This is a genomic window from Aureimonas sp. D3, assembly GCF_001463805.1.
GTDB lineage: Bacteria > Pseudomonadota > Alphaproteobacteria > Rhizobiales > Rhizobiaceae > Aureimonas > Aureimonas ureilytica_A.
The window spans coordinates 25,231-52,141 of the sequence record NZ_BBWM01000038.1; the positions used below are offsets into that span (position 1 = coordinate 25,231).

The window sequence follows — 26,911 nt, forward strand, 5'->3', positions numbered from 1 at the left end:
GGTCATGACCTTCCAAAAAGGCCCTGCGGGCGGGTCGCGAGAACGATCAGGAAGACGAGATGGCCGGCGAGCACGCCGAAGCCGGGGTCGATGCGGAAGCCGATGGCCTGCGCGATGCCGAGCATCATGGAACCGGCGAACGCGCCCCAGACCGTGCCCATGCCCCCGATGATGACGGCTTCGAAGGCGTAGATGAGCTGGGCCGGACCGTCGGCGGGCGCAACCGTCGAGCGCAGCGTCTGGAACACGGCGGCAAAGCCGAGAATGCCGACCGCGACGGCGGTCGCCGCCGCGTAGACGGCGCGCGGGTTGATCCCGGTCATGGACGCCGCTTCCACGTCCGAGGCGGCGGCGCGCAGCGAACGTCCGAAGCGGGTGAATTTCAGCGTCGCGTCGAGGCCGAAGGTCAGCGCGCTGGCGACGCCGAGGACGATCATCGGAAGCAGGCCGATATGGATGCCCGCGACATCCACCGACAGGCTCTCCACCCCGCCGCCGGGCAGCGACCGGCTGTTGGCGGACCAGACCTGCAGCATCAGGTTCTGCAGGGCCATGGAGAGGCCGAACGTGGCGATCAGCGAGGGCAGCGGATCGCTCCCGACGACGCGGTTCAGCACCAGCATCTGCAACAACCAGCCGAGCGCCACCGCGATCGGCACGAGAATGAACAGGATCGCGATCGGACCGAAATTCCAGCTGGCCGCCATCGAAATGCCGATCAGCGACAGGAGGATGACCAGATCGCCGTGGCTGATGTTGACGATCCGCATGACGCCGAACATGAGCGCCATGCCGAGCGCATACTGGGCATACATTCCGCCGAGAAGGATTCCCTGGACGAGGGCATCAAGCCACTGCATGGCGCACTCCGAAATAGGCCTCGTCGATCGCGGCGCGGGCGATGTCGGTGGAGCGGCCGGTCAGCGTGATCCGCCCTTCGAGCATGCAATAGAGGCGGTCGGAAGCGGACTGCGCGAGGCCGACATCCTGCTCCACCACGATCAGCGCGGTTCCCGCCGCGCGGATTTCGGGAAGAACGGCGTAGATTTCCCGGATCACCTTGGGCGCGAGGCCGAGACTGATCTCGTCGCACAGGAGAAGGCGCGGCTGGCACAGGAGCGCGCGGCCGATCGCCACCATCTGCTGCTGTCCGCCCGACAGGCTCTGTACGGGCGCGCGCGCCTTTTCCTTCAGGACCGGAAACAGCTGGTACAGGCGCTCCATCGTCCAGCCGCCCTTGGCGCCGGCGCGCGCGGCCTGATCGACGGCCACGCGCAGATTGTCGACCACCGACATGCCGCGGAAGAGCCGGCGTCCTTCCGGAACGATGGCGACGCCCTCGGACACCATGCGCTGCGGCGCGATCCCGCCGACCGGACGGCCCGCGAGGCGCACCATCTCGGGCGCCACCGGCAGAAGCCCCATGACCGAGCGCAGGACGGTCGACTTGCCGGCCCCGTTCGCCCCGATCAGCGCGACGGATTCGCCGGCATGGAGTTCGAGATCGACGCCGTGAAGCGCCTGGAAGTCGCCGTAACGGGCAATCAGCCCGTGCGTGGACAGAACGGCGCTCATGGCTCGATCCCCATATAGACGCGCCGGACCTCGGGCATCGCGATCACCTCGGCCGGGGAGCCGTCGGCGATTTTGCGGCCGAAATCGAGCACCATCAGCCGGTCGGCGACGGCCAGGAGCGCGTGCAGGACGTGCTCGATCCAGACGATCGTGACGCCGCGCTGCCGGATGCGCCCGATCAGCGCCACGAGGTCCTTGGATTCGCCATCGGTGAGGCCGCCGGCGATCTCGTCGAGAAGCAGGAGGCGCGGGTCCGAGGCGAGCGCGCGCGCCAGTTCCAAACGCTTGCGGTCGAGGAGCGTCAGCGTCCCGGCCGCGACATTGGCCTTGCCGGCCAGTTCGCAGTCGCGCAGCACCTCGGCGCAGAACCCGTAGCTGTCCGCCTCCGACCGGCCGCCCCCGAAGGTCGCCGCGACCAGAAGGTTCTCGAAGGTCGTCATGCCCGAATAGGGCCGCGGGATCTGGTAGGTCCTCCCGATCCCGATCCGGCAGCGCCGGAACGGAGGCTCGGCCCCGAGCGCCGTGCCATCGAGGGAGATCGTTCCCCCGGAGGCCTTGTGGTCCCCGCTGATGACATTGAACAGGGTGGTCTTGCCCGCCCCGTTCGGTCCGAGCACGCCGAGGACCTCGCCCCGGCGCACATCGAAGCTCACGTCGTGCAGGACGGGATGCGCGCCGAAGGATTTCGACACGTTCCGAGCCTCCAGGAGAACTGGCTCCGTCATCGGTTCTCTCCGCTTGTTCCGCTGCACCTCACCAGGCGAGCGGCTTGATCTTCTGTTCGGGCGCGAAGAGCTGGTTCACCGAGTTGTCGACGATCTTCAGATCGAAGGGCCATGTCTTGCCCTTCACCCACTGGCCGCCGAAGATCGGGGTTTTGCAGACGTTCTTGTGCGTCGAGCCATCGAATTTGATGCGCCCGACCAGCGTCTGAAGATCGATCGAGGCGATGGCGTCGCGGTTGGCGGTCCGGTCGAGCGGATTGGCGGAGCGCTTCAGGATGTCGATCACGACCTCGAGCAGCGCGTGCGAATAGCCGAGAGGCTGGGTCCACTGCCGCTTGGTCTCCACTTCCCAGCGATCGGCGACGTCCCGGCTGTTCTGGCCGGTCAGCGACGACTTGAAGGGGAAGGCCGGCGTCCACCAGACCTCCGAGGTCATGCCGTCGCCGAGCTTGCCCAGCGCCTCGACGCTGCTGGGGAACAGGAGCGCGGCGGCGACCGTCACGGCCTTGGGCCGGAAATTCTGCTGGTTGCACTGCGTGACGAAGGTCTTCAGATCGTCGGGATAGGTGATGCCACCGACGATCTCGCAGGACTGCTTCTGGAATTCGGCGATCTGGGCGGAGAAGTCGTTGGTGCGCGGCTGGAAGGAGCCGGGAACGGTCACGTCGTAGCCGGCGGCACGGGCCGGCGCGGGGAGGCCGTATTCGTTGTTGCCCCAGGTCAGGCCGTCGATGTTCTGAGGGAACAGCATTCCGACCTTCTTGTTGGTCTCCAGCCCGTTCCAGAGGCCGACGAAAGTATTCAGCGCCTCGTCGAGGCCCCAGAAGAAGTGATAGGTCCAGTTGAAGGGCGCTTCGTTGCCGCCGCGCGGCATGACCACCGCCTGCCAGGGCGCGCCGGAGGAGATGCAGGGCGTCTCATAGAGTTCGGCCTGTTCGGCCGCCGGGATGATCGTGTCGGTCGTGGAGGCCGGAACGAGGAGGTGGACCTCTTCGTTCAGGACCAGATCGCCGGCGAGCTCGGCGGCCTTGTTCGTGTTGGACTGGCTGTCGCGCTCGATGATCTCGATGTCGTAGACATTGCCGTTGGACGCCTGGAGCTTGCCGCCGAGCGTCTGGCGGATCTTGGCGAGCATGTAGGCGTCGGTCTCGCCGAACAGGGCAAGGGGGCCGGTGGCCGGCGTGATATAGCCGACCTTGATCGTCCCGGCCGTCTGCGCGCGCAGATAGGTCGGCATACCCACCGTCGCGGCGGCGACGCCCGCGCCCATCCCCTTCAGAAGCGTGCGGCGGTTCGGCTGCCGGACGGATGCCCGCTGGTCGGTTGTTTCTGTCATGCCCATTCCTCCCGTTTCGATGAAGTCCGGCGCCGGGCCTCCCCCCGGCGCCGGCAGGATCCTGGCTGCCCTTACGTCATCCGCAACAGCGCGCCGCCATCGATGACGATCTGCGAGCCGGTGACGTAGGACGAGGCGGGGGATGCGAGGTAGAGGGCGAGGCCCTTGATGTCCTCGGGATCGCCGATGCGCCCGATCAGCGACATGGCCTCGAAGGCCCGACGATCCTCGGGATTGCGCAGGCGTCCGCCGGCGATGTTGGTGATGAAGGGACCGGGCAGGATCGCGTTGACGAGAATCCCGTAGGCGCCGAGCTCCATCGCCATCTGCCGCACGAGATGGTTCACGCCGGCCTTGGCGGGCATGTAGGGCGTGCCGACGATGCTCTCGTTGATCAGCGAGGCGATCGACGACGTGACGATGATCCGGCCGCGCCCCTTGGGTTTCATGTGCCGGGCGGCGTTCTTGATCGTGGTGAAGACCGAGGTGAGATTGATCCCGATCACCTTGTCCCAATGCTCGTCGGGCAGGGTGTCGATGGCGCCGGCGGAATTGCGCGTGCCGTCCGGCGCCATGAAGCCCGGCCCGGCATCGATGCCGGCATTGGCGAAGACGACGTCGATCGCCCCTGCCCTCTCGGCCACCCTGTCGAAGGCCGCCGCCATGGCCGGCCGGTCGCCGACATCGACGACCTCGCCCTCCACATCGCCGCCCGCCGCCCGGATCGCCTCGACGGTTCGCTGAAGGCCGTCCGGGTCGAGATCGAAGATCGTCACACGTGCGCCGCGTTCCGCCATGATCTCGGCATAGGCGCGCCCGATGCCGCTCGCGCCGCCCGTCACGATCACGCAAAGGCCCCGGACGTCGAACATTCTCTCCAATGCGCCCATGTGCTCCTCCTCGATTTCCGTCAGATTTTGGGCCAGCTTGCGCCGCGCGCCGGCGGGACGACGCAGCGCGCTCTCACCGGGGCGCTCCGAACCCCACGGCTCGTCCCGACGAGAGGTCGGTGAGAACCGACGCCATCATCGCAATTTCCGCGTCGCAGACCTCATGGCCCCGCCCGGGGAAGAGATCGGCCCGAAGCCGGACGCCCGAGCGCCCGAGCGACAGGGCCGCATCGGCGAAGGCCGTGACCGGAATCCAGGGATCGGCGTCGCCGCCCGACAGATAGACCGGCAGGCCCTTCGGCAGATCGTCCGGCCGGTCGTCCTGGGGTGTGCCGACGCGGCAGCCGGTGAAGGCGATCAGCGCGTCGGGCGTGGACAGGCCGCGGCAGACATATTCGATCGACAGGCACGCCCCTTGCGAAAAACCGCCGAGAAGCACCGGAACGCCCGGAAAGGCCGCGCGCGCCTCATCCATCGCCGCGGCGAGCTGGTCGATCGCCTCATCGAGGGCCGAGCGCGTCGCCGAGGTCAGCGGATCGACGGCGCGGGCCTCGTACCACGCGCCCTTGGGGGCGCGCGGCAGAAGAAAGGCGACGTCCGGCGCATCGAGCCGCGACAGGACGCCGGTCTCCATCTCTTCGGGAGACTGGCCGCGCCCGTGAACGAAGACGCAGACCATCCTGGCCTGCGGCCGGCGCGGGCCGATCCGGAGGGAGGCGTCAGGCGCGCTCACTGGAACGTCGCTTCCTCGAGGCCGGCGCGCAGCTCGTCCTCCCGGTCCTTGAACCAGGGCGGGAACACGAGGGTCTTGCCGATCTCTCCCGGCGCCTCGTCCTTGGCCCAGCCCTCCGGCGTCGTCCAGGCCAGTTCGAACAGCGCGCCGCCCGGGGAGCGGACATAGCAGGACTTGAAGTAGTTGCGGTCCTTCTGCTCGGAGATGTCGGTGAAGCCGAGCCCCTCGATATGGGCGCGCAGCTTCATCTGGCTTTCCTCGTCGCCCGTATTGAGGGCGAGATGGTGGATCGTGCCGCCCGACAGGGTCCATGTCCCCTGCGCACTGTCGCGATCGACGAGCACCTCGACGCGTTGGACAACGCCGTTCGTGTCGGGAACCCGGAACACCAGGCCCTCCTGCGTGTCGGCCTCCTTTTCGAGAGGCAGGGCGATGGTCAGGAAGTCGTCCATCGCGGTGCGATCCATGACCGCGACGCTCGCGCCGTAGATGCCCTTGATGCCGTGCTCGCGACCGATGCCCTTCGCCGCGTTGACGATCGGCTCGCGGCTGTCGCCGTCGCTCTCCACAAGCTCGTGCACAATACCGCAGGGATGGGCGAAGACGACGCGGTCGGCTCCGAAGCGCGTGACCCGCGAGGCGGCGATGCCATGGGCGTTCAGTCGGTCCTCCCAGAAGGCGGCGGCCCCCTTCGGGATCGCCTGCATGATGGCGCGGGACTGGTTCGTGCCTCGGCGGCCGTAGACGCCGGGCTTGCGGAACGGAAAGGTCGTGATGATGGTCGAGGCGTCGCCGTTCGGCGATCCGTAGTAGAGGTGGTAGACAGGGATCGTGCCGTCGAAAAGAACGGTGCGCTTCACCGAATGGAGGCCGAGCGTCTTCGTGTAGAAGTCGAAGTCTTCCTGCGCGCCATCCGTCGACATCGTCAGATGATGGAAGCCGTTGACCAGAGCCATCGTCTAGATCCTTCCTGTTTGTTCGGGTTGTTCTGAAGACTGGGGGCAGAGCACGAGGATCAGATCGAGCCCGTATCGGCGCGAGCCCGCCCCTGCCGGATGCGCGTGGAATTCGGCCATGAGCCCGGGTTTGACCCCGAAGATCGCGTCGTCGCGCACCGCAGCGTCGGCCTTGTCGAAAATCTGTGTGGTCAGCGTCTGAAAACCGGCCGCCGAAACGCGAAAATGAATGTGAGCGGGTCGGTTGAGGCGAAGCCCGAGCCGTTCGGCGAGCCGCCCGACAGGGCCGCCCGTCGGCAGGGTGGTGCCGCCCGGCTTGACGCTGGCGAACCGGAAGCGCCCCTGCCCGTCCGTCCTGAACCGGCCGCGCAGATTGTGCTCCGGCTGGTGGTCGGGGTCCTGGTTCTCGTAGAGCCCCTTCGCATTGGCGTGCCAGACTTCGACAAGAGCGCCGCTCAGCCCTCGTCCGTCGAGATCCTGCACCCGCCCCTCGACGAGAAGCGGCTCGCCCTTCCCGTCGCGCGAGATGTCCGCCCCGAAGGGCAGGACCGGCACGTCGGCACGATAGAAAGGACCCGTCGAGGTGTTCGGCGTGGCGCCGGAGGGCCGTTGATGATTGAGATCCTCCATCAGGGAGGCGAGGCCGACGACATCGGCGAGGAGCGCCCATTCCTGACACCGGGCGTCCGTGTGATGGCCGACCTCGGTCAGGAACTCGATCGCGGCCAGGAACTCGTCTCGGGTGGGCCGGAGCTCCGCCAGGAGCGCGTGAAGAAGGGTGACGCTCGTTCCGGCGACATCGGCGAGGCGAGACGGACCGGCCTCCTGCAGGCGTCGCACGAATTCATCGGCGATCGTCCGCGACGCCGGATGCACGATCCGGGACGCGCTCTCGTGGCTGACGCCCATCCATCGGGACCTCCCGCTCCCTTGCGCCATGGTCTAGCACGCCTATAGCCGGCTATTGATGAGTTCTTGCCGAGTCGATATAGCAATTTGGTATGAAGCTGAACGAACGACACCTGATGCAGCTCGCCGCCGTTCTCGACGGAGGCGGCGTGTCGGAGGGCGCGGGATTGTTGGGCCTGACGCAACCGGCCGTCAGCCGGTCGCTCGCCATGCTCGAGGCGCGGGTCGGCGAGCCCCTGTTCGTGAAAGGCCGCCGTCCCCTCCAGGCGACGCCTCTCGGCGCCCAGCTCGCGGCGCAGGGCCGGGCGATCATCACCGCCTCGCGCCGGGCGTCCGATGCCGTCCAGGGCTTCGTGAAAGGAACGAGCGGCGTCGTTCGGATCGGCGGCGTGCCCTTCTTCATGGACGCCATCATCAGCCGGATGATCGCCACGTTCCAGAACACGGAGTCGGAGATCACCTTCGAGCAGAGCTATCTCAATCTGCCCGAAATCGTCGCTGCCCTCCAGGGAAAGCAGATCGATCTCGGCATCGTGCCGATCGGGACGCTCGATCTCGGGCCGAGCTTCGAGTTCACCGAAATCCTGCCCGGCCGCAACGTCGTCACCTGCCGGCCCGATCACCCGCTGCTTCTCAAGCGCCGGCTTCAGGCGCAGGATCTCGTGACCTACCCCTGGGTGGCCCCGCTTCCCGGCTCTCCGCTCATGTCGGACCTCCAGATGATCCTGATGAGCATCGGCATGTCCGATCTCAACATCCGCTATTCCGGCGGCTCGCTCATGAGCGTCGTTCATTATCTGGCGGAAACGAACGCCCTGGCCGTTCTGCCCTTTTCGGTCGTGTTCGCGCAGCGGCGGGAGAACAAGATCACCGTCCTGCCCTACGACATTCCGCAGCCCAACCGCTCGCTCGGCATCCTGCGCCTGAAGGCCGGTCCGCAGTCGCCGGCGGCCGATCGTTTCGCCGGCTATGTCGTGACGGCGTTCGAGGAGTTGAAGCACGTCATCAAGCGGCACGAGAATTCGGTGGTCTGGGGAAGCTGACGATCGGGATTTGAAACCGGGCTCACGGCGCTTACGGCGCGCGACCGCTCGCGGTGACACTCGCCAGCCCATGCAGAATCCACAACGCGGCGCAGGCCGCGCCATAGCCATTGCGATGTGGCAGACGGCGAGGCCCGGGGCGCAGCTCGCCAGCATGGCACCGAGCGCCGTGCGACCGGCCTCCGCCGCGCCGTAGCCGACGGAGGTGGGCACGCAGATCATCGGTGCCGAGACCAGCCCGCCAAGGACGCTGGCAAGGGCTGCGTCCATCCCGGCCACTGCGATCACGACCCGATAGCGCCGGCAGCCGGGTCTGCGCGTCCCGGAACTCGTTCGAGCCGAAGCCCTCCGAGCATTCGAACACCATGATGAGGGTTCCACCCGGCTCCAGAATGTCGAGCGGCGTCACCATGCCCTTGATCGTCTGGTCGTAGGTCTTGTCCAGCGGGTATCCAGCCGACGAGGTGACGATTGTGGAGAAGCGCCGGGGCAGAATCACCCGCGTCGCGCCCGACACGAAGTCGACGGCGGCGGCATGGCTTGCGATGATCTCGCCGAAGGTCATGCAGACGAGGTCGCGCTCCTCGTCGAGCCCCGTATTGAGGGCGTAGAGATCGCCCAGCATCTTGATGATCTCGAGCTGCTCCTCGTGCAGGGAATTGCCCACGAGATTGCACTGGACCGCCAGCGGATCCCCATGAAGCGCGCGGAATGGAAGGTGCGGATCGTCTCGTGATGGGCGACGCCGGGCGCGACGACCTTCCGACCGCCCGACCAGCCCGCCATGAAATGCGGCTCGACGAGCCCGGTGGCAATCTTCAGATCGGCCTCGGCGAAGAGGTGGTCGATCCGCACGGGTGTTCCGCGCGTTGCCGTGACGCCGACATCGACATGGTCCTCATCCCATCGCGCATCATGGTTCTCGACCCGCACATGCTCCAGCACCAGGGGTCGCCGACGAGTTCTCCGAGTTCCTCGCCCAGATTGGGCCGGTGCAGCCCGGTGGCGACGAGCACCGTGATCTTGTCGCGCGCGATGCCCGCCGCCATCAGCGGCTCAATCATCGGGCGCAGGCACAAGCCGTTCGGCACGGGTCGGGTGATGTCGCAGATGAGGATGCCGGCGCTCCGCCGCCCGGCGGCGAGCTTCGACAGTGCCGGTGCGCCGATCGGCTGATCCAGCGCGAACAGGACCGCGCCGGGCGGGTCGGGGAGCTTGGCCAGCGGCTGCTTGCGGATGACGGTGGCGACGGCCTCGACCGCATGGGGCGGAGTCCTCCCCTCGACCCGTCGCCTGTCCCCGCTTCCCTGAGACGGTGCAGCGTTGGCCTTCGCCTTTCGAGAGGGTGAGCGTCCATCATAGATGAGAAACATGGCATGACCGGCCTTTGCTCGGCAAGCCGCATAGCGGATCGCTATGGGTTCGGCACCCTCGTCGCGGCAGGCGGATCCCCGTTGGGCCCATGAGCGCGCGGCCCGTCGCCCGATCCGCCGCCCGGGCGCGTCTTGAAAAAGGAAGGTTCCGGAACACGGCCTGCCCCGCGCTGCATCGTGTCGGTCCAGCCCGTCACGGTCAATTCGTGATCGCGCCCGAGGCCGATGATTCGTGCACGAACCCCGCGCCCGTGTTCGAAACGGGCGGATCGAAGCGCCCGCGTCGCGGGCCGAGGGCCGAGGGTGCCACGGCCCGAAGAAACGTCTCCGCCCGGAGATCTCATCCGTGCCTGTCGCGCTGAATCCGTGGCCGCGCACCGGGTTTCATAACGATCGGCTATGTCAGACCCGAAAAATATCATCTCCGCACCGCACGTCCTCGGCTAGCTTGCTCTCTGCAAGGCTTCGGGAGGGAGCATGGCGAAGGCAGCGCATCCAGGCGATTTCGGCGGGCGGGCGGCGAGCGTGGTCGCGCGGCGGCACCTGTCCGGCCCCGATCGCGACGGGCCGCGCGTCGCGTTGGCCCGGCCGGATCGCCGTGCCTCTTAGCGGCGCTTCCCGCCACCGTCGATCCTCTCGCCATCCCCGCTCGGATACCAAGGAACATCAGCTCATGAGCTTGCCATCGTCCTTCGTCTTCAAGGGCCTGCCGACACGCGTCGTGTTTGGCCGAGGCACGATCCAGCGCGTCGGCGAAGAGGTCGAGCGCCTCGGCGCCACCCGCGCGCTCATCCTGTCGACGCCGCATCAGCAAGCCGACGCGGCGGATCTGGCGGAGCGGCTCGGCTCGCTGGCGGCCGGCGTCTTCAGCCGCGCCACGATGCACACGCCGGTGGAGGTGACGCAAGACGCGCTCGAAGCCTACCGGACCGCCGGGGCCGATTGCGTGGTTTCGCTCGGCGGCGGTTCCACGACCGGGCTCGGCAAGGCCATCGCAACGCGCACGGGCGCGGATCAACTGGTGATTCCGACCACCTATGCCGGCTCCGAGATGACCGACATTCTCGGGGAAACCCAAAACGCCCGCAAGACGACGCGGCGCGATCCCTCGATCCTGCCCGAAACCGTCCTCTACGACGCGGACCTGACGCTCGGGCTTCCGCTCGCGCTCAGCGTCACGTCCGGCCTCAACGCCCTCGCGCACGCCGCGGAAGCGCTCTACGCGCCCGACCGCAATCCGATCATCAGCCTGATGGCGCAGGAGGGCTCGCGCGCCTTCGCCCGCGCCCTACCGGCGATCGCGGCCGACCCGGCCGACGCCCGCGCCCGCTCCGACGCGCTCTATGGCGCCTGGCTCTGCGGCGTGGCGCTCGGCGGGTCCACGATGGGCCTCCATCACAAGCTCTGCCACGTCCTCGGCGGCACGTTCGACACGCCCCATGCCGAGACGCACGCGATCATGCTGCCCCACACGGTCGGCTTCAACGCCGCCGTCGCAGTAGCGGAGCTGCGCCCCCTGGCGGAGATCTTCGGGGCCTCGCCGGGCGTCGGCCTGCACGCCTTCGCAACGACGCTCCGCGCGCCGTTGCGGCTGAAGGATCTCGGCCTCGGCGAAGCGGATCTCGACAAGGCGGCCGAGATCGCGGTCGCCAGCCCCTACGCCAACCCGCGCCCGTTCGCGCAAACCGATATCCGCGCGCTGTTGCAGGACGCCTGGGAGGGGCGCCCGCCACAGCTTTGACCCTCCACCACACCAAGCCGTTCCGGGAGGAAATCCATGGCTGACATCACAACCGACGTCCTGATCGTCGGAACCGGCCCCGCCGGCTCGGCCGCCGCCGCGCTGCTGGCGACCTACGGCGTCGAGACGCTCGTCATCAACCGCTACCGCTGGCTTGCGCAGACGCCGCGCGCGCATATCACCAACCAGCGCACGATGGAGGTCCTGCGCGATCTCGGCCGCGAGGTCGAGGACGAGGCCTATCTTTTCGCCGTGCAACAGGAGCTGATGGGCGAGAACGTCTTCTGCACCTCGCTCGCCGGCGAGGAGATCGGTCGCATGAAGAGCTGGGGTCAGCACCCGCTCAGCAAGGCCGAGCACCTTCTCTCCTCCCCCTCCCGCATGAACGACCTGCCGCAGACCTTCATGGAGCCGCTGCTGTTCAAGACGGCCTGTTCGCGCGGCGCTCAAGCGCGGATGTCCACGGAATACCTGTCCCATGTGCAGGACGGCGACGGCGTGACCACCACCTGCCGCGACCGCCTGACGGGCCAGACCTTCACCGTGCGCTCGACCTATCTCCTCGGCGCGGACGGCGGAAATTCCAAGGTCGCCGCCGACCTCGGTCTGCCCTTCGAAGGCAGGATGGGCGTCGGCGGCTCGATGAACATCCTGTTCAAGGCCGACCTCAGCCGCTTCGTCGCCCATCGCCCCTCCGTTCTCTACTGGGTCGTCCAGCCCGGCGCCGATGTCGGCGGCATCGGCATGGGCCTCGTGCGCATGGTGCGGCCGTGGAACGAATGGCTCATCGTCTGGGGCTACGACATCAACCAGCCGCCGCCGGACGTGGACGAGGCCTTCGCGCGAAAGGTCGTGCGCGATCTCGTGGGCAGTCCCGACATCGACCCCGAGATCCGGTCGATCTCCACCTGGACCGTCAACGACATGTACGCGACGCGCCTCTCGCAGGGGCGCGTCTTCTGCCTCGGAGACGCGATCCATCGCCATCCGCCCTCGAACGGGCTGGGCTCGAACACGTCGATCCAGGATGCGTTCAACCTCGCCTGGAAGCTCGCCTTCGTGCTGAAGGGCCATGCGGGTGCGGACCTCCTGGAAAGCTTCAGCCAAGAGCGCGCGCCGATCGCCAAACAGATCGTGACGCGGGCCAATCGGTCGATCGGCGAGTTCGGCCCGATCTTCGGGGCGCTGGGGCTTCTCGATTCGATCGATCCGGTGACGATGCAGGCCAACATGGACGCGCGCTGCGACGACACGGCCGAGGCCGAGGCGCAGCGGGCGGCGATCCGCGAGGCGATCGCCTTCAAGCGATACGAGTTCGACGCACACGGCGTCGAGATGAACCAGCGCTACCGCTCCGGCGCGGTGGCGGCCGGCGGCCAGCCAGAACCCGCCTTCGAAAAGGACGCCGAGTTGCACTACCAGCCGACGACATGGCCGGGCGCACGCCTGCCCCATGTCTGGCTCTACGGCGCGGCTGGCGCGAAGGTCTCGACGCTCGACCTGTGCGGCCACGGCCGTTTCACCCTTCTCACCGGGATCGGCGGTCGGGCCTGGGCGCAGGCCGCTCGCGAGATCGCCGCCGAAACCGGGCTGCCCCTCGCGGCGGAGGTGATCGGGCCGCGCTGCGACTGGCAGGATCTCGGCGGCGACTGGGCGCGCGCGAGCGAAATCCGCGATGGCGGCGCGCTTCTGGTGCGCCCCGACCATCATGTCGCCTGGCGCGCACACGGTCCGGTCGCCGACGCGGGTGCGGCGCTGCGCGAGGCTCTCAACTCCGTTCTTTCGAGGTGATGCGATGACGAGTCAGACCAAGGATGGCGATGGCGGCTTCTTCACCGAGGCGGACTCGGTCGAGGTCGTGACGGCCCGAAACGCCGGGGCGCCGGACAAGCGCCTTCGCGAGGTGATGGAGGTCGTGACCCGCAAGCTGCACGAGGCGGTGAAGGAGATCGAGCCGACGCAGGACGAGTGGTTCGCCGCGATCCAGTTCCTGACGCGGACCGGCCATATGTGCAACGACTGGCGGCAGGAGTTCATCCTCCTGTCGGACGTTCTGGGCGTCTCGATGCTGGTCGACGCGATCAACAACCGAAAGCCGTCCGGCGCCTCGGAAAGCACGGTGCTCGGCCCGTTCCATGTCGCCGACGCGCCCGAAATGCCCATGGGCGCCAATATCTGCCTCGACGGCAAGGGCGAGGACATGCTGGTGCATGGCCGGATTCTCGACACCGAAGGCCTGCCCATCGCAGACGCCCTGATCGACGTCTGGCAGGCCAATGACGAGGGGTTCTACGACGTCCAGCAGAAGGGCATCCAGCCCGACTTCAATCTGCGCGGCGTGTTCCGCACCGGGCCGGACGGGGCCTATCGCTTCCGGGCGGTGAAGCCGAAATTCTATCCGATTCCCGATGATGGCCCGGTGGGCAAGCTGCTCGGCGCGCTCGGCCGCCATCCCTTCCGGCCCGCCCATCTGCATTACATCGTCAAGGCACCGGGCTTCGAGGCGCTGACGACGCATATCTTCGACCCCGACGATCCCTATATCGGCTCCGACGCCGTGTTCGGCGTGAAGGAAAGTCTGCTCGCCGAGTTCCGGCGGATCGACGATCCGGCCCGGGCGGACGCGCTGGCATTCCGCCACGGCTGGTTCTGGGAGGTCGAGCACGACTTCGTTCTGGCCCGCAATGGCGCCGGGCAGCCCGATGGCACGGTGGATCAGAAGGCATCCACACGGTGAGGCCCGCCCGCCAAGCGGGATGATGGCGGAAAGCGCTCGGCGGGAAGCGGTCAGCGCGCCGCTCCCGCCTTTCGTCTCCTCCGTTCCGGAGCGGTCCGATTTTGCCCGAGCCGTGCTAGGCGCTCAGCCGGTCGAGCGTCGCCCCCCGCTCCGCATTGGCCGCGACGGGGGAAGCCGCGCGCCGTCCCAAGAACCGGAGAAGCGGCGAGCTTGCGCGCCGCGCAGGCTCCGCCTCCCGGCTTTGCGGCATCGCCCCGCCGCCTTGCGCGGCGGCCGCGTCCGGCACCTTGAAGAAGCCGGCTCGAACATTGAGAGAGCGAGCTTCGCTGGACAGCTGTTCGGCGGTTGCCGCCATCTCGCTGGCCGCGCTGGCATTGGCCTGCGTGACCTGATCGAGCTGCACGATGGCCTGATTGATCTGCTCCGCGCCCACCGATTGTTCGCGGCAGGCCGCCGAGATTTCCGTCACGAGTTCGGCGGTGCGGCGAATATCGGGGATCAGATGGCCGAGCAGCGCACCGGCTTCTTCGGCCACCACGAGGGTTTCGCCCGACAGCTTGCCGATTTCCTGCGCCGCGACCTGGGAGCGCTCGGCGAGCTTGCGCACCTCGGAGGCGACCACCGCGAAACCCTTTCCGTGATGGCCCGCGCGGGCCGCCTCGATCGCGGCGTTCAGCGCCAGAAGGTCGGTCTGGCGGGCGATGTCCTCCACGATCGCGATCTTCTCGGCGATCATGCGCATGGCCTCGACGCTGCGTGCCACGGCCTTGCCGCCGCGCTCGGCGCTTTCGGCGGCGGTGGAGGCGATCTTCTCGGTCTGCGAGGCGCTGTCGGCGTTCTGGCGGACATTGGCCGTCATCTGCTCCACGGCGGCGGAGGCTTGTTCGCTGGCCGCCGCCTGTTCGCTCGAGCCGGAGGACAATTGCTCTGCGGTGGCGGCGGACTGCATCGAGCCGGCGGCCACCTGCTGGGCCGACACGGTCACCTCGACGGCGGTTTCGCGCAGGCGCTCCGTCATCACCGACATGGCGCGCAGGAGATCGGCGATCTGGTCCGTTCCCCGTGCCTCGACATTCGCGGTGAGGTCGCCGCGACCGATGGCTTGGGCCTGCACGACCGAGCGGCTCAAACGCCGGGCGATCGAGCGGGACAGGAGGATCGCGACGCAAACGCCGATCAGGAACGCGACCATCATGGAGGCGATCAGGAACCAGACGGTGTTGACGAAACTTTCCCGCCCGCTGGCGATATACTCGTCGGAGATCGACTTGGCGCGGGTCGCCAGTTCGCTGACACGTTTCGAAACGGCCGTCATCAGCGGACGTTGCTCGGTGTCGGCGGCGGTGATGAATCGGGCATTGCGATTCTCGAGTTCGAGATCGCCGGCTTGACGCAAGGCCGCCGCCTGCCGGGTCCATTGCGCATCCAGGGCCCGAACGGCGTCCGACGCGGGAACCAGCCCGCCGAGAGCGGACAGATCGGCCCGAACCTGCGCAATCTGCCGGTCGAGCTCCTTACTGGCCAGCTGGCTCAGTGCCTCGTCCTTCTCGACCGAAACGGCAAGGGCCGCCAGAGCGGCGCGGGTCATCGCCAGTTCCGCCCTCAGGCGCGCCGCGCGCGCCTCCGCCCCGCTCGCGCCCGCCATGGCCCCGTCGAGCAACTTCGTTTCCTCTTCAAGACCGGCCTGTCCCAGGCGGAGCGCGTTCTGGGCTTCGTTGGGATCGGTCTCGATCGCCATCGCCATCATCTTGTCCGTGACGGGTTTGAGCTGGGTCATAGACGTGCGGATGTCGGACACTTCGGCCAGGTGGTCCGGGCTGACGGCACCGAGGTAGCGCTCGACCAGAGTATCGATATTCTTCCAGGCAGCTTCATGCTGCGCTTGGAAGCTGTCACGCGTCTTTGCATCGTCGGCCAGCATCACATAGCGACTGAAACGCCGAAGACGCTCCAGCTCCGTCAGAATCTGGTTGGTCGTCTCCATCTGGACGAAGGGACGGTGGGTGAAAAGACTCAGTTGCTCGTTGCTTTGCACGAGCGAGGTGTAGCCGGCGTAACCTACAAATCCGGTCATCGCCAGAACTGCAAGAAACCCGGAGCCGAGTTTAGTTCCGATACCAATCTTCATGAGCCTACATGCTCCAACCCACGTGCCGGATCGTTCCGAAACACCTTCCCCACAATAATATGAGATCTGTTTATTTTTAGAGAACTGGCGTGGATGTAAGTGCCGATTATCATAAGTACAGATTGCTTTAGTCTCGCCACTCATTGATCAAATCCGGAAGATGACGGCGCCAGCGATGCAGATGGCGCAGAGGAAGGTGTGGGCGCATCTGACCTGCCACTGAGTTTTTCTTCCACGTTGGACGAGGGTCCGCCCCCATCAGGGACGGATGGCATGAAGCGAACGGGCTCCGTTGCGAAAGTTTTGAGGGCCTGTTGGCGCCTGTTAGCGCCTGGGTCTGACTCTATGTCGCTGGCTTTTCCGGTGAGGGAGAGCTGGGATGCTGAGCGAAGAGCAGTGGTCTGATCTGGAACCACTGATCGAGGTGTGTCGCCCTTACGCCAAGGTGCCGAGCCAGCACCTGCGGCGGACGGTCGAGGCAATCCTCTGGCGTTTCCAGAACGGAGCGACGTGGCGATCCTTGCCGGCCGAGTTTGGCCCGTGGTGGATGGCAGCGCAAACCTTCATCCGTTTGGCACGGCTCGGCGTCTGGAAAAAGCTGCTGGCACTGGTTCGGGAGCGCAGCGTCAGGCTCGGCATGGTGTTCCTGGACGGAACCAACGTCCGAGCACATCAGAAGGCAGCAGACGCCAGCCGAAAGGAGGATTTGCACAGCACTCAACGATTGAAACAAGCCGTCCGGCGGTTTTCCGGGCTCCTCGATCTCGGGCTCATGCTGGGAAACAAGCCCCCGGCCTCGGATCGACGGTCTCGCTCGGGACCGTTCAGAGCATGCGTGTCAGCACGTCCCTCTCGCTACCCGCATGCAGCACACGATGCTTGAGCGCGCCCGCCACATGAAGCGCGACACATGTGAGCAGAATGTAGGCGCTGTAGCGGTGCAACGTTTGAAAGAGGGGAAACAGCGCGTCGTTCTTCGGCAGGAACTCCGGCAGGCGCGAGACCACGAAGAACGGCACACCGTCGCTCTGTGTGAACACGCTCGACATGGCGTATCCGAACATCGGTGTGAGAAGCGTCAGGGCGATCATCAGCCGTTGTGTCGCCATGGAAAGCTTGCGCTCCCACGGCCTCAGCTCATGCGCCTCGCGCGGCAGCCGTACGCGCTCGCGCCAGCGCACGACGAGATGCACCATCGCGAGCAGCCAGACGAGCAGGCCGAACTGCTTGTGATTGGGGTAGAGCCAGGCGGCTACAGCGTCGTCCTCCGCTCGTCCGGTCATGAACCAGCCGCAGGCGATGAGCCCGAGGATGAGAACCGCCCGCGACCAGTGCAGAACGCGAAGCGACAGGGGGTAGCGCAAGGCTGGGGCGGAAACGGGGTGAACCATGGGCGATCTCGTTTGCGGTCGGCGCGCCGACGGCGTGCGGCAGGGCCGCAGCAGAGCATCGCCGTGTCGCGTTGGCGTGCAGGATTCGTGGAGGTTCGGTGGATGCCGTTCGATGCACGAGCCTGCTCCCGCGAGGAATGCGGAGCGCCCTTATCGACGCACGCCGTGTCCGTGAACGCGTGTCATCCAGCCAACGCCCGCCCCGGCGGCGAACGTTGCGATGCTCGCCACGAGAATGACGGCCATGACCGCCCGGTCGAACGCGGCGAACGCCGCCTTCCTGAATCCGTCGGACAATCCGTCCGGCAACGCCGCGGCTGCGACGAGCGCTTCGTCGAGGCTGTCGAATGCCGTCGGCGCCACCACCAGTCCTTCTGGCACGGCCAGGGACCCGCCATAGACGGCGGTGAGGACGCTGCCGAGAACCGCGATGCCGATTGCTCCGCCGAGCTCGAAGGACAGCTCCTCGATCGAGGCTGCCATGCCGGCCCGGTCGGCGGGCGCGCTCGACATGATGACGCCGGACGCCGCGGTCATCGTTGCGCCCAGCCCCGCTCCCAGAAGCACGAAGCCCGGCACCTGCCATGTCAGGTGCGCGTCGTAGGTCAGTCCCGACAGCGCAAGGCCGAGGCCGGCAAGAAGCAGGCCGCCACAGAGAATGTTTGTCGCGCCCAGGCGCGGCACCACGGCTCCTGCGATCGGCCCGGTCACGAAGGCCGCCAACGGGATCGGCAGCGCGAACAGGCCGGCCTCCAGCGGGCTCAAGCCCAGCACGAGTTGAAGACGCTGCGAGAGGACGAGCATGAAACCGATCAGCGCGAATGTCGCGACGAGAGCCGTCGCGACGCCCGCAGTGAAGTTGCGGTCTCGGAACAGCGAGAAGTCGATCAACTTGTGCCGGGCGCGATCTTGGCGCCGCTTGAAGAGGAGGAAGGCCACGACGCCGACAAAGACCGCCAGGAGGGCGTGCAACAGCGACGCGTCGCGTCGAGCTGCTTCCTTGACCGCGTAGGCGATGGCCACGAGTCCCACCAGCACCTGGAAGGAGCCGAGAAGATCCCAGGGACGTGTGGACTGACCGGGACGCGACGGCATCAGCCAGGCGCCGAGTGCGAGGGCCAGCAAGACCACGGGAACGTTGATCAGGAACACCGATCCCCACCAGAGGCGTTCGAGCAGGAGGCCACCCACGACGGGTCCCAGCGCCGCGCCGCCGGACGCGACCGCCGCCCAGACACCAATCGCGAAGGAACGCTCCTGTTCGTTCTCAAAGGTCAGCCTGATAATCGAGAGCGTCGCGGGCATCATCGCGGCCGCTCCGACGGCAAGGAGTGCGCGGGCGCCGATCAGCACCACCGGCGTCGGCGCAAAGGCGGCCAGCAAGGACGCGACACCAAAGACCGCCAAGCCCGACAGGAACAGGCGTTTATGCCCGAGACGGTCCCCCAGCGTGCCGAGTCCCGGCAGGAGCCCGGCCATGACCAGCGGATAGGCGTTGACGACCCAGAGCTTCTCGGACGCGGTCGCCGACAGGTCCGCCGTCAGCCTTGGCAGGGCGGCGTAGAGGACGGTGACGTCGATGGTGATCAGCAGGAGGGCGCTGGACAGGATGGCCAGCACCAGCCAACGGCTTCCGGCAAGGGTCTCGGTCATGGATCGGGCTTTCGGAAACGGGACGGGAGCGGACACCGGGACGGCGTCACGTCGCTTGGGAAGCGATGGTCGAGTCGGCCGTCAGACGGTGCGGACAGGGGACGCGGCATCCCGGCGGGCGACACGATCGGGCGGACCGGACGTGGTCAGGGCGATTTCGAACAAGGCGCCACCTCCTGGCGCCGGGCGGTAGCGCAGGTTCCCCCCGTGCGCCTCGACGATGGCGCGCACCACCGAAAGGCCGAGGCCGTTGCCGCCGACCTCCCGGGAGCGCTCGGGATCCCCGCGCACGAAAGGGTCGAAGACGCGGGCGGCCAGTTCGGGAGTCAAGCCCGGGCCATGGTCGGCCACACCGAGAAGAACCGTACGCTCCGACACGCCGAGCGAGATCGTGATCGCGCCCCCAGCGCCATGCCGCCGCGCGTTGGTGACGAGTGCGAGAAGGGCCTGGCGGATGCGCGTCGCGTCGACTCGGACGATGACGTCGGCAAGGTCGAGCCGAACCGGAAACCCGGCCGCCGCCAGGTCGGGTCCGGCGAACTCGGCCAGCTCGGCCACCACCACAGCAAGGTTCACGTCCTCCCGGTGCAGGTCGAGATGTCCGCTGTCGGCCAACGTCACGGTGCGCAGGTCCTCCACCAGCCGGGCCAGGCTGTCCACCTGTAGCACCAGCCCACGCAGCGACCGCTCGTCCGGCTCGAACACGCCGTCGATCATGCCCTGAAGACGGCCCTTAAGGATGGTCAGCGGCGTGCGCAGCTCGTGCGCGATCGTGGCGTTCCAGAGCGCCATGTCGGCCGCCATGTCCTGAAGGCGCTGGGCCATAGTGTTGAAGTCGTCGACCAGTTCCGCCGTTTCGCCAAGCGAGCGGTCGCCGGGCTCGGCGCGCGCCGACAGGTCGCCGTCAGCGATGCGACGGGCGCTCAGGGCTAGCGTTTCCAGCGGCTCGAGGATGCGACGCGCGAGGCGAAGAGCGACGAAGACCGCGATCGGCAACGTCACCAGGATGGCTGCGCCGAGGATGGCAAGGTCCGTCAGCGTCAGCCCGCCGTCGTCCGACTCCAGACGAGGATAGAAGGCGATCATCACCGTGTAGGCGAGATAGGTCCCGAAAAAGACAATCAGGCCGGCGACCACGGTGATCGCGGACATGGCGAGGAGGATCTGGCGGCCGAGGCCGACGGGAAGCTTCATGGCTTCAGACCATCAGCCGGTAGCCAACGCCGCGCACGCCAGGCAGCAGACCCACACCACCAGACTGCTCCAGCTTCCGCCGCAGCTTGCTGAGATGACTGTCCACGGTGCGGTCGAGCGCGTCCGACCCCGGCAGGCAGGCGTCCACCAACTCGCTTCGCGTGAACACCTTGGTCGGGCTGCGCGCCATGTGGGCGAGAATGCGGAACTCGGTCAGCGTCAGTGCGAGCGGCGCCTCGCCGAGGCTCGCCTGATAGGCGTCGAGGTCGATCGACAGGTCCCCGACCCGAAGAACGCCTGCGGCGCTGGCAAGGCCCGACCGGCGGAGCACCGCCTTGGCACGCGCCACGACCTCGATCGGGTTGAAGGGCTTCACCACGTAGTCGTCCGCGCCAATGCGCAGTCCCTGCAACCGGTCGATGTCCTTGTCGAGCGCGGTGATCATGATCGCAGGCGTCTGGCCCCGGCGGCGCAGCTCGGCCAGCACCTCCCATCCATCGAGACGCGGCATGGTGACGTCGAGGAGCACGAGGTCGGGCTTTAGCGCGAGATGGAGGTCGAGCGCGGTGCGGCCGTCGCGTGCCTGCACTGTGCGGAACCCCTCGCGGGTCAGGTAAGCGTCGAGGATCGCTGCGATCTCGATGTCGTCCTCGGCGATCAGGACCAGGGATGTCATGGCGGTGGTTCTCCTTGGCATCGATGGATGCCACCGGCCGGTGCCGACGTCGAGCGCCCCGCGGCCGTCTCCACACAACCGCAACACGGGCTCCACGTGGGCTCGACGGAGAGGGAGGATGGAAGCGTCGTCGCACCGCCGCGACCTGCCCAATGCTCTGGACCTATAGTGATGCCAGCCCTGCGCCGTCTTTCGATCCGCGCCGCCCTCGCCACTGCCGCGCTGCTGCTCGGCGCCTGCACCAAGGGCGAGAGCGGCCCGGCTGAGGCCGAGGGACCCGCCGATCCGCCGCCGCGCGTCGCGGTGCTCACCGTCGAGCCACACCGCGTCGTCGTCACCGACGAGTTGCCCGGCCGCGTCTCGGCGCTGCGCACGGCCGAGATCCGCCCGCAGGTCTCCGGCATCGCCCAAAAGGTTCTCTTCACCGAAGGCTCGGAAGTGACAGCCGACCAGCCGCTCTTCCAGATCGATCCCGCTCCGCTCGTGGCCGATGTCGAGGCGGCAGAGGCGGTGCTGACCCGCGCGCAAGCCGACCTCCTCAATGCCGGGCTCAAGTACGACCGCATCCAGGCCCTGTCCGATGCGCGGACGGCGAGTGCCGCCGCGCTCGGCGACGCGACGGCCGCGCTTGCTCAAGGGAAGGCGAACGTCGCCGAAGCCACGGCCACCCTGACGCGCCGCAAGCTGGAGCTTGCGCACGCGACCGTGCGCAGCCCCATTCCGGGGCGCATCGGCCAGGCGCTCACCACCGAGGGGGGCCTCGCCTCGGTCGGCGGCACGGCGGCCCTCGCCGTCGTCCAGCAGCTCGATCGCGTCTATCTCGACGTGCGCCAACCCTCGATCCGCCGCGAGGCTTTGGAGGACATGGCGGCGAGCGGGCGCAGCGAGGACGCCGGCACGCTCGGCATCGACATCTTCACGATCGCGGGCAAGCCCTACGAGTTTCCCGGCAAGGTCCTGTTCTCCGACACGACGGTGGATCCTGGAACGGGCAGCCTCTCCCTCAGGGTCGTGGTGCCCAATCCCTATCGCCAGCTCCTGCCCGGCATGTACCTGCGCGCCCGGGTACCGAGCGCCGTCTATCCAGCCGCCCTGACCGTACCGCAGCAGGCGGTCACGCGCGATGCGTCCGGCAAGCCGCAATTGACCGTCCTGGCGTCCGACAACATGGCCGCGCCCCGCGCGGTCGAACTCGGGCCGTTGGTCGAACGACGCTACGTGATCCTGTCGGGCCTGTCGGCCGGGGAGACCGTCGTGGTCGAGGGGCAGGACCGTGCAGGAGCCGGCCGTCCCGTCGCGCCCGTCCCCTACCAGTCCGCCGCTTCCCCGACCGAAGGCTGAGACCCTCCCCATGCCGCAATTCTTCATCGACCGGCCGGTCTTTGCCTGGGTCGTCGCGATCTTCATCACGCTCGCGGGCCTTGCCGCGATCCCGCAGCTTCCCGTCTCGCGCTTCCCCACGATCGCGCCGCCAAGCGTCAGCATCAGCGCCAGCTACACGGGCGCCGGCCCGCAGACGGTCGCCGACAGCGTGGTCGCGCCGATCGAGCGCGAGCTCTCGGCGGTCAAGAACCTCCTTTACTTCGAGTCCTCCGCAGACGCGACGGGCAACGCCAGCATCACCGCGACCTTCAAGAGCGGCACGGACTCCGAACTCGCGCAGATCGACGTCCAGAACCGCCTGAAGGCCGTCGAGTCGCGCCTGCCGGAGCCCGTCCGCCGGGCCGGTCTCTCCGTCGAGTCCGCCTCGTCCGGCTTCCTGATGATCGTGACGCTGCGCTCCGAGGGCGGCAAGGTCGGAACGCTCGCGCTCGACGACTATCTCGCACGCAGCCTGTCGCCCGAACTGAAGCGCGTGGCGGGCGTCGGCCGGGTCCAGTCCTTCGGCTCGGAAGCGGCGATGCGGGTCTGGGTCGATCCGGCGCGTCTCGTCTCCTATTCTGTCTCGATGGCCGAGATCGTGCAGGCGATCCAGACGCAGAACGTGCAGGTCGCGCCCGGCCGACTCGGCGAGGCGCCGACCGTTCCCGGCCAGGCCGTCAGCGTGCCCCTGACCCTCAGCGGCCAGTTGGAGACGCCGGACGCCTTTCGGGCCATCGTCCTGCGCTCCAACCCGGACGGCTCCAAGCTCACGCTCGGCGACGTCGCCGAAGTCGCGGTCGGGCCTCAGACCATGGGCTTCTCGATCTTCGACGACGGCAAGCCGGCGACCGCCGCGGCGATCCAGCTCGCGCCCGGCGCCAACGCCGTCGCGACCTCGGAAGGCGTACGTGCGCGCCTGGCCGAGCTCGCGCCCTCGATGCCGGACGGCATCTCCTACGCCGTCTCCTACGACACCGCGCCCTTCGTGAAGCTCTCGATCGCCAAGGTCGTCCATACGTTCCTTGAGGCGATGGTGCTGGTCTTCCTGATCATGCTCCTGTTTCTCCAGAACGTGCGCTATACGCTCATCCCGACGATCGTCGCGCCCATCGCGCTCCTCGGCACGTTCGCGGTGATGTGGGCGATCGGCTACTCCGTGAACGTTCTCACCATGTTCGGCATGGTGCTGGCCATCGGCATCATCGTCGACGATGCGATCGTCGTGGTCGAGAACGTCGAGCGGTTGATGGCGACCGAAGGCCTGTCCCCGCGCGATGCGACGCGCCGCGCCATGCGCGAGATCACCGGCGCCGTCATCGGCATCACCCTCGTCCTCGTGGCGGTGTTCCTGCCGATGGGCTTCGCCACCGGATCGGTCGGCGCGATCTACCGCCAGTTCACGGTGTCTCTTGCCGTGTCGATCCTGTTCTCGGCCTTTCTCGCCCTCAGTCTGACGCCCGCGCTCTGCGTGACGATCCTGAAGCCCCTTGCCGCGCATCACGAACGCCGGGGCTTCTTCGCCTGGTTCAACCGCGGCTTCGACGCGCTGACGATGCGCTATGTCGGGTGGGTCGGCTGGCTGGTAAAGCGCGGCTTGCGCGTCATGCTCCTCTACGGCGCGATTGTCGCGGCGCTCGCCTACGGTTTTGCCACTTTGCCCACGGCCTTCGTACCGGACGAGGACCAGGGTACGTTCATGACCTCCTTCAGCCTGCCGGCGGACGCCACGGCCGAGCGCACCCGAAAGCTCGTGGAGCGCTACGACGCCCACGTCATGGCGCGCCCCGACATCGCGGGGAACCTGTCGATCATGGGTTTCGGCTTCACCGGCTCGGGGCCCAACGCCGCCATGGCCTTCACGAGCCTCAAGGACTTCGACAAGCGCACCGGCAGCACCGACACCGAGATTGCCGCCGCGACGGACGCGATGCGGCAAGCCACCGAAGGCGATGTCCTCGTCATGAAACCGCCCGCCATCGAAGAGCTCGGCACCACGGGGGGCTTCGCGCTTCGGCTCGTCGACCGCGCGGGCCGCGACGTGGCGGAGCTGCGGGCGGCGTCCGAGACGTTGGTGGCGCAGGCCGCCAAGAACCCGAAGCTTGCCGACGTGCGCGTCGACGGCCTGCCCGGCGGCCCGACCGTGCGGCTCGACGTCGACCGCGAGAAGGCCGGGGCGCTCGGCCTGTCCTTCTCCGCCATCACCGACGCGCTCGGCGCCGCCATGGGATCGACCTATGTCAACGACTTTCCAAGCGCCGGCCGCCTTCAGCAGGTCATCGTCCAGGCACGGGCGCAGGACCGGATGCAGGTCGAGGACGTCCTCAAGCTCAACGTGCGCAACGACAAGGGCGGGATGGTTCCCCTCTACGAAGTTGTGACGCCCCGGTGGTCGGTCGCACCGCTCCAACTCAACCGCACCAACGGCTATCCCTCGCTCAGCATTTCCGGGGATGCCGCGCCGGGCGTATCGAGCGGCACGGCGATGCGTGAGATGGAGCGGCTTGCCGCAGAACTGCCCGGAGGGTTCGGCGTCGAATGGGTCGGCCAGTCGCTTCAGGAGCGCCAGTCGGGCTCGCAGGCGCCGATCCTCCTCGGCATCTCCTTCGTGGTCGTGTTCCTGGTGCTCGCCGCGCTCTACGAGAGCTGGGCCATCCCGCTGGCCGTCATGCTGGTCGTGCCGCTCGGGGTCGTCGGCGCGGTCGCGGCCGTGCACGTGCGGGGCCTGGAGAACGACGTGTTCTTCAAGGTCGGGCTCATCACCCTGATCGGCCTGTCGGCCAAAAACGCCGTGCTCATCGTCGAGTTCGCCCGCCAGCTTCGGGGCGAGGGCCAGGGGCTCGTCGAAGCGGCACGGGAGGCGGCGCGGCTGCGCCTGCGCCCGATCGTGATGACCTCGCTCGCCTTCGCGCTCGGCATCGTGCCGCTCGTGGTGGCCCGCGGCCCGAGTTCGGAAACGCAGAACGCGCTCGGCACCGGCCTCTTCGGCGGCATGATCTCGGCGACCGTTCTCGCCGTCCTGTTCGTGCCGGTGTTCTTCGTCCTCGTCATGCGTCTGGCCGAGCGCCGGTCGAAAACCCCAGCGCAGGCGAGCCCGGCGCCGGCCGGTCTCTGATCTCGAACTCTCGCGGGCGCCCGGCTCCACCCAAGGCCCGCCCATTCTTGCCAAGGAAACGTCCCATGATCTCCAAACCGGCACCCGGCCGCATCACCCTCGACATCGCGCAGGAGAGCGACCTGCCGCGCTTGCGCAAGGACCTTCAGGACGCCTTCGCGATCGCGGTCGTGGAAACCTTCGGATCGCTTGATGAGGGTCCGATCCCGTCGGACGAGGACGTGGCCGCCTCCTTCGCCGAGCCGAACGCCGTGGTCCACCGTATTCTCGAGGACGGCCGGTGGGTCGGCGGTGCGGTCGTCTCGATCGACGCCGAGACGCGGCACAACGCGCTCGACTTCTTCTATGTCGGCGCGGGCGAGCTCGGCCGGGGCATCGGCCGCGGGGCTTGGAAAGCGATCGAATCCGCCTACCCGGACACCGAGGTCTGGACCACCCACACGCCGTACTTTGAGAAGCGCAACATCCACTTCTACGTCAACGTCTGCGGCTTCCACATTGTGGAGTACCATCATGCCGGTCACCCCGACCCGAACCGCCCGAACGAACCGAATCTGCCGGGCGGCGATGGAATGTTCCGCTTCGAGAAGCGGATGTAAGATGCCGGACCGGTCCGAACTCGTTCGCTTCCGTTCCTCCCAATTTGACAGCAGACAGACGGCATTCCACGCCGTCCAGTCTCTGGCGGCTGAGGAAGCGGACCAACCGCTATCGACGCCATGTCGTCATTCGAGGTGCCTAGGCCGCCAGTCTCGAAGCCGACGTCGAGCGCTCAACACAGCGATTTAGACGGTGTGCTGATGGAGCTGCCTCGCCCATTCCGATCCCATCATGGGAGGGCCCAACCGGGTCGATCCCGAAGAGAAGCGCGACAGCCAAGGGATCCCACATCACCAAGGGCAAACATCATTTCAGGAGCGCTTCACCTCAACACGCCGAATAGAGAAAAGCCCGCCAAATTCCTGCCTTATGCCCCCGACTGTAGCCGCCGCGAGCACCGAGGCTTGCATCCCCAATGGCTATTAGCAACGGAGCCGTTTCCCGAGCTTACTGCGGAAGAGGTTGATGCTGGGTGCTCGGATTGACGATTTCACGCGGATTTGCCGGGTAAGTCGGTCCACCGTACTGTGTGTTGTCGTTAGAGACCATGGTCCAAGACGAGAAGAAGGCCTCCACGGTCGTTCCGAATAATATGGCCAAGAGGTAGATCGTGCTAGCGCTTGCCCTGTTCTGTCCGGTCTCATATTTCAGAATTTGCTGTGGTGTCACACCCAGATAGGCGGCGACGTGGTTCACAGGCTGTCGGCGAGCTGTTCGTAACTCCCGAATCCTGCGACCGATATTTCTGTCGATCTCCTCGCGCATTGCCCTTCTCCC

General features: G+C 67.3%; 23 protein-coding genes and 3 pseudogenes. 8 read left to right on the plus strand and 18 right to left on the minus strand.

Translation table 11 applies throughout. The annotated features are described in order from the left end of the window. Window positions 1-2: 2 nt before the first annotated feature. The 8 genes from AUL36_RS12135 to AUL36_RS12170 all read right to left on the minus strand — a co-directional run bounded on the left by AUL36_RS12135 (window position 3) and on the right by AUL36_RS12170 (window position 7,124). Window positions 3-860, minus strand: coding sequence for a branched-chain amino acid ABC transporter permease (locus AUL36_RS12135; protein WP_062221030.1), 858 nt, complete (start codon window positions 858-860; stop codon window positions 3-5). Continuing rightward, window positions 847-1,575 (minus strand): ABC transporter ATP-binding protein, encoded by a 729-nt coding sequence (locus tag AUL36_RS12140; RefSeq protein ID WP_062221033.1) that lies wholly within the window; start codon window positions 1,573-1,575, stop codon window positions 847-849. The genes AUL36_RS12135 and AUL36_RS12140 overlap by 14 nt, the downstream gene beginning before the upstream one ends. After that, window positions 1,572-2,300 (minus strand): ABC transporter ATP-binding protein, encoded by a 729-nt coding sequence (locus AUL36_RS12145; RefSeq protein WP_062221036.1) that lies wholly within the window; start codon window positions 2,298-2,300, stop codon window positions 1,572-1,574. Before AUL36_RS12145 ends, AUL36_RS12140 begins: the two co-directional genes overlap by 4 nt. 28 nt (window positions 2,301-2,328) lie before the next feature. Further along, on the minus strand, window positions 2,329-3,636 hold the full coding sequence (locus tag AUL36_RS12150) for an ABC transporter substrate-binding protein (protein ID WP_062221101.1): 1,308 nt from the start codon (window positions 3,634-3,636) through the stop codon (window positions 2,329-2,331). Between the two features lie 71 nt (window positions 3,637-3,707). Continuing rightward, window positions 3,708-4,526 carry an SDR family NAD(P)-dependent oxidoreductase gene (locus tag AUL36_RS12155; protein WP_062221039.1) on the minus strand — a complete coding sequence of 273 codons (819 nt, stop codon included), beginning with the start codon at window positions 4,524-4,526 and terminating at the stop codon, window positions 3,708-3,710. 73 nt (window positions 4,527-4,599) lie between these two features. Further along, the gene (locus tag AUL36_RS12160; protein WP_062221042.1) at window positions 4,600-5,259 is read right to left on the minus strand and encodes an alpha/beta hydrolase; all 660 of its coding nucleotides are present in this window, start codon (window positions 5,257-5,259) and stop codon (window positions 4,600-4,602) included. After that, a complete protein-coding gene (locus AUL36_RS12165) occupies window positions 5,256-6,215 on the minus strand; it encodes a VOC family protein (RefSeq protein WP_062221045.1) in 960 nt (319 codons plus the stop codon). Before AUL36_RS12165 ends, AUL36_RS12160 begins: the two co-directional genes overlap by 4 nt. 3 nt (window positions 6,216-6,218) lie before the next feature. Then, window positions 6,219-7,124 (minus strand): dioxygenase family protein, encoded by a 906-nt coding sequence (locus AUL36_RS12170; protein WP_062221048.1) that lies wholly within the window; start codon window positions 7,122-7,124, stop codon window positions 6,219-6,221. 92 nt (window positions 7,125-7,216) lie between these two features. Here AUL36_RS12170 and AUL36_RS12175 point away from each other — a divergent pair, with 92 nt between their 5' ends. Beyond that, entirely contained in the window at window positions 7,217-8,167 is a 951-nt protein-coding gene (locus AUL36_RS12175; RefSeq protein WP_062221051.1) for a LysR family transcriptional regulator, read from the plus strand. Window positions 8,168-8,198: 31 nt separating this feature from the next. On the opposite strand, the pseudogene AUL36_RS24630 reads toward AUL36_RS12175, so the two are convergent. The 4 genes and pseudogenes from AUL36_RS24630 to AUL36_RS24635 all read right to left on the minus strand — a co-directional run. Continuing rightward, window positions 8,199-8,470: pseudogene (locus tag AUL36_RS24630) on the minus strand (nickel pincer cofactor biosynthesis protein LarB); the annotation flags it as partial. A 76-nt stretch (window positions 8,471-8,546) separates the two neighbouring features. After that, window positions 8,547-8,792, minus strand: a pseudogene (locus AUL36_RS25000) (nickel-dependent lactate racemase); the annotation flags it as partial. Continuing rightward, window positions 8,729-9,100, minus strand: a complete 372-nt coding sequence (locus AUL36_RS24865; RefSeq protein ID WP_280137986.1) for a lactate racemase domain-containing protein — start codon at window positions 9,098-9,100, stop codon at window positions 8,729-8,731. The pseudogene AUL36_RS25000 and the gene AUL36_RS24865, both read right to left, overlap by 64 nt. Further along, window positions 8,986-9,540: a lactate racemase domain-containing protein gene (locus AUL36_RS24635; protein WP_280137985.1), complete on the minus strand. Its 555-nt coding sequence runs from the start codon at window positions 9,538-9,540 to the stop codon at window positions 8,986-8,988. Before AUL36_RS24635 ends, AUL36_RS24865 begins: the two co-directional genes overlap by 115 nt. Before the next feature lie 673 nt (window positions 9,541-10,213). Between AUL36_RS24635 and AUL36_RS12185 the strand changes: the two genes are divergently transcribed. The 3 genes from AUL36_RS12185 to AUL36_RS12195 are packed head-to-tail and all read left to right on the plus strand — an operon-like array spanning window position 10,214 to window position 14,018. Continuing rightward, window positions 10,214-11,281 carry a maleylacetate reductase gene (locus tag AUL36_RS12185; protein ID WP_062221054.1) on the plus strand — a complete coding sequence of 356 codons (1,068 nt, stop codon included), beginning with the start codon at window positions 10,214-10,216 and terminating at the stop codon, window positions 11,279-11,281. Window positions 11,282-11,317: 36 nt separating this feature from the next. Beyond that, window positions 11,318-13,072: an FAD-dependent oxidoreductase gene (locus AUL36_RS12190; RefSeq protein WP_062221057.1), complete on the plus strand. Its 1,755-nt coding sequence runs from the start codon at window positions 11,318-11,320 to the stop codon at window positions 13,070-13,072. Between the two features lie 4 nt (window positions 13,073-13,076). Then, window positions 13,077-14,018 (plus strand): intradiol ring-cleavage dioxygenase, encoded by a 942-nt coding sequence (locus AUL36_RS12195; protein WP_062221061.1) that lies wholly within the window; start codon window positions 13,077-13,079, stop codon window positions 14,016-14,018. 115 nt (window positions 14,019-14,133) lie between these two features. Here AUL36_RS12195 and AUL36_RS12200 read toward each other — a convergent pair whose 3' ends face one another. Beyond that, the gene (locus AUL36_RS12200) at window positions 14,134-16,146 is read right to left on the minus strand and encodes a HAMP domain-containing methyl-accepting chemotaxis protein (RefSeq protein WP_062221063.1); all 2,013 of its coding nucleotides are present in this window, start codon (window positions 16,144-16,146) and stop codon (window positions 14,134-14,136) included. 379 nt (window positions 16,147-16,525) lie between these two features. Between AUL36_RS12200 and AUL36_RS23260 the strand changes: the two are divergent. Further along, window positions 16,526-16,900 (plus strand): annotated as a pseudogene (locus AUL36_RS23260) (transposase); the annotation flags it as partial. Between the two features lie 70 nt (window positions 16,901-16,970). Here the strand turns inward: AUL36_RS23260 and AUL36_RS12205 are convergent. The 4 genes from AUL36_RS12205 to AUL36_RS12220 form a co-directional block, all read right to left on the minus strand. Continuing rightward, on the minus strand, window positions 16,971-17,537 hold the full coding sequence (locus AUL36_RS12205) for a cytochrome b (RefSeq protein ID WP_062221066.1): 567 nt from the start codon (window positions 17,535-17,537) through the stop codon (window positions 16,971-16,973). Between the two features lie 150 nt (window positions 17,538-17,687). Next, entirely contained in the window at window positions 17,688-19,190 is a 1,503-nt protein-coding gene (locus tag AUL36_RS12210) for an MFS transporter (protein ID WP_062221069.1), read from the minus strand. Window positions 19,191-19,271: 81 nt separating this feature from the next. Beyond that, window positions 19,272-20,384 carry an ATP-binding protein gene (locus tag AUL36_RS12215; protein WP_062221072.1) on the minus strand — a complete coding sequence of 371 codons (1,113 nt, stop codon included), beginning with the start codon at window positions 20,382-20,384 and terminating at the stop codon, window positions 19,272-19,274. A gap of 4 nt (window positions 20,385-20,388) precedes the next feature. Next, entirely contained in the window at window positions 20,389-21,060 is a 672-nt protein-coding gene (locus tag AUL36_RS12220) for a response regulator (RefSeq protein ID WP_058634168.1), read from the minus strand. 171 nt (window positions 21,061-21,231) lie between these two features. Between AUL36_RS12220 and AUL36_RS12225 the strand changes: the two genes are divergently transcribed. The 3 genes from AUL36_RS12225 (at window position 21,232) to AUL36_RS12235 (ending at window position 26,133) form a co-directional block, all read left to right on the plus strand. Beyond that, window positions 21,232-22,401 carry an efflux RND transporter periplasmic adaptor subunit gene (locus tag AUL36_RS12225; protein ID WP_062221075.1) on the plus strand — a complete coding sequence of 390 codons (1,170 nt, stop codon included), beginning with the start codon at window positions 21,232-21,234 and terminating at the stop codon, window positions 22,399-22,401. A 10-nt stretch (window positions 22,402-22,411) separates the two neighbouring features. Further along, window positions 22,412-25,534: a multidrug efflux RND transporter permease subunit gene (locus AUL36_RS12230; RefSeq protein WP_062221078.1), complete on the plus strand. Its 3,123-nt coding sequence runs from the start codon at window positions 22,412-22,414 to the stop codon at window positions 25,532-25,534. A 65-nt stretch (window positions 25,535-25,599) separates the two neighbouring features. After that, on the plus strand, window positions 25,600-26,133 hold the full coding sequence (locus tag AUL36_RS12235) for a GNAT family N-acetyltransferase (protein ID WP_062221081.1): 534 nt from the start codon (window positions 25,600-25,602) through the stop codon (window positions 26,131-26,133). 448 nt (window positions 26,134-26,581) lie between these two features. Here AUL36_RS12235 and AUL36_RS12240 read toward each other — a convergent pair whose 3' ends face one another. Further along, window positions 26,582-26,899, minus strand: a complete 318-nt coding sequence (locus tag AUL36_RS12240; RefSeq protein ID WP_058634164.1) for a helix-turn-helix domain-containing protein — start codon at window positions 26,897-26,899, stop codon at window positions 26,582-26,584. Window positions 26,900-26,911 lie beyond the last annotated feature (12 nt).

Excerpts from the sequence above, each read along its gene's own strand:
- AUL36_RS12135 (WP_062221030.1), bottom strand. The coding sequence starts at position 860 with ATGCAGTGGCTTGATGCCCTCGTCCAGGGAATCCTTCTCGGCGGAATG.
- AUL36_RS12140 (WP_062221033.1), bottom strand. The coding sequence starts at position 1,575 with ATGAGCGCCGTTCTGTCCACGCACGGGCTGATTGCCCGTTACGGCGAC.
- AUL36_RS12145 (WP_062221036.1), bottom strand. The coding sequence starts at position 2,300 with ATGACGGAGCCAGTTCTCCTGGAGGCTCGGAACGTGTCGAAATCCTTC.
- AUL36_RS12150 (WP_062221101.1), bottom strand. The coding sequence starts at position 3,636 with ATGACAGAAACAACCGACCAGCGGGCATCCGTCCGGCAGCCGAACCGC.
- AUL36_RS12155 (WP_062221039.1), bottom strand. The coding sequence starts at position 4,526 with ATGGGCGCATTGGAGAGAATGTTCGACGTCCGGGGCCTTTGCGTGATC.
- AUL36_RS12165 (WP_062221045.1), bottom strand. The coding sequence starts at position 6,215 with ATGGCTCTGGTCAACGGCTTCCATCATCTGACGATGTCGACGGATGGC.
- AUL36_RS12170 (WP_062221048.1), bottom strand. The coding sequence starts at position 7,124 with ATGGGCGTCAGCCACGAGAGCGCGTCCCGGATCGTGCATCCGGCGTCG.
- AUL36_RS12175 (WP_062221051.1), top strand. The coding sequence starts at position 7,217 with ATGAAGCTGAACGAACGACACCTGATGCAGCTCGCCGCCGTTCTCGAC.
- AUL36_RS24635 (WP_280137985.1), bottom strand. The coding sequence starts at position 9,540 with ATGTTTCTCATCTATGATGGACGCTCACCCTCTCGAAAGGCGAAGGCC.
- AUL36_RS12185 (WP_062221054.1), top strand. The coding sequence starts at position 10,214 with ATGAGCTTGCCATCGTCCTTCGTCTTCAAGGGCCTGCCGACACGCGTC.
- AUL36_RS12190 (WP_062221057.1), top strand. The coding sequence starts at position 11,318 with ATGGCTGACATCACAACCGACGTCCTGATCGTCGGAACCGGCCCCGCC.
- AUL36_RS12195 (WP_062221061.1), top strand. The coding sequence starts at position 13,077 with ATGACGAGTCAGACCAAGGATGGCGATGGCGGCTTCTTCACCGAGGCG.
- AUL36_RS12200 (WP_062221063.1), bottom strand. The coding sequence starts at position 16,146 with ATGAAGATTGGTATCGGAACTAAACTCGGCTCCGGGTTTCTTGCAGTT.
- AUL36_RS12205 (WP_062221066.1), bottom strand. The coding sequence starts at position 17,537 with ATGGTTCACCCCGTTTCCGCCCCAGCCTTGCGCTACCCCCTGTCGCTT.
- AUL36_RS12210 (WP_062221069.1), bottom strand. The coding sequence starts at position 19,190 with ATGACCGAGACCCTTGCCGGAAGCCGTTGGCTGGTGCTGGCCATCCTG.
- AUL36_RS12215 (WP_062221072.1), bottom strand. The coding sequence starts at position 20,384 with ATGAAGCTTCCCGTCGGCCTCGGCCGCCAGATCCTCCTCGCCATGTCC.
- AUL36_RS12220 (WP_058634168.1), bottom strand. The coding sequence starts at position 21,060 with ATGACATCCCTGGTCCTGATCGCCGAGGACGACATCGAGATCGCAGCG.
- AUL36_RS12225 (WP_062221075.1), top strand. The coding sequence starts at position 21,232 with ATGCCAGCCCTGCGCCGTCTTTCGATCCGCGCCGCCCTCGCCACTGCC.
- AUL36_RS12230 (WP_062221078.1), top strand. The coding sequence starts at position 22,412 with ATGCCGCAATTCTTCATCGACCGGCCGGTCTTTGCCTGGGTCGTCGCG.
- AUL36_RS12235 (WP_062221081.1), top strand. The coding sequence starts at position 25,600 with ATGATCTCCAAACCGGCACCCGGCCGCATCACCCTCGACATCGCGCAG.
- AUL36_RS12240 (WP_058634164.1), bottom strand. The coding sequence starts at position 26,899 with ATGCGCGAGGAGATCGACAGAAATATCGGTCGCAGGATTCGGGAGTTA.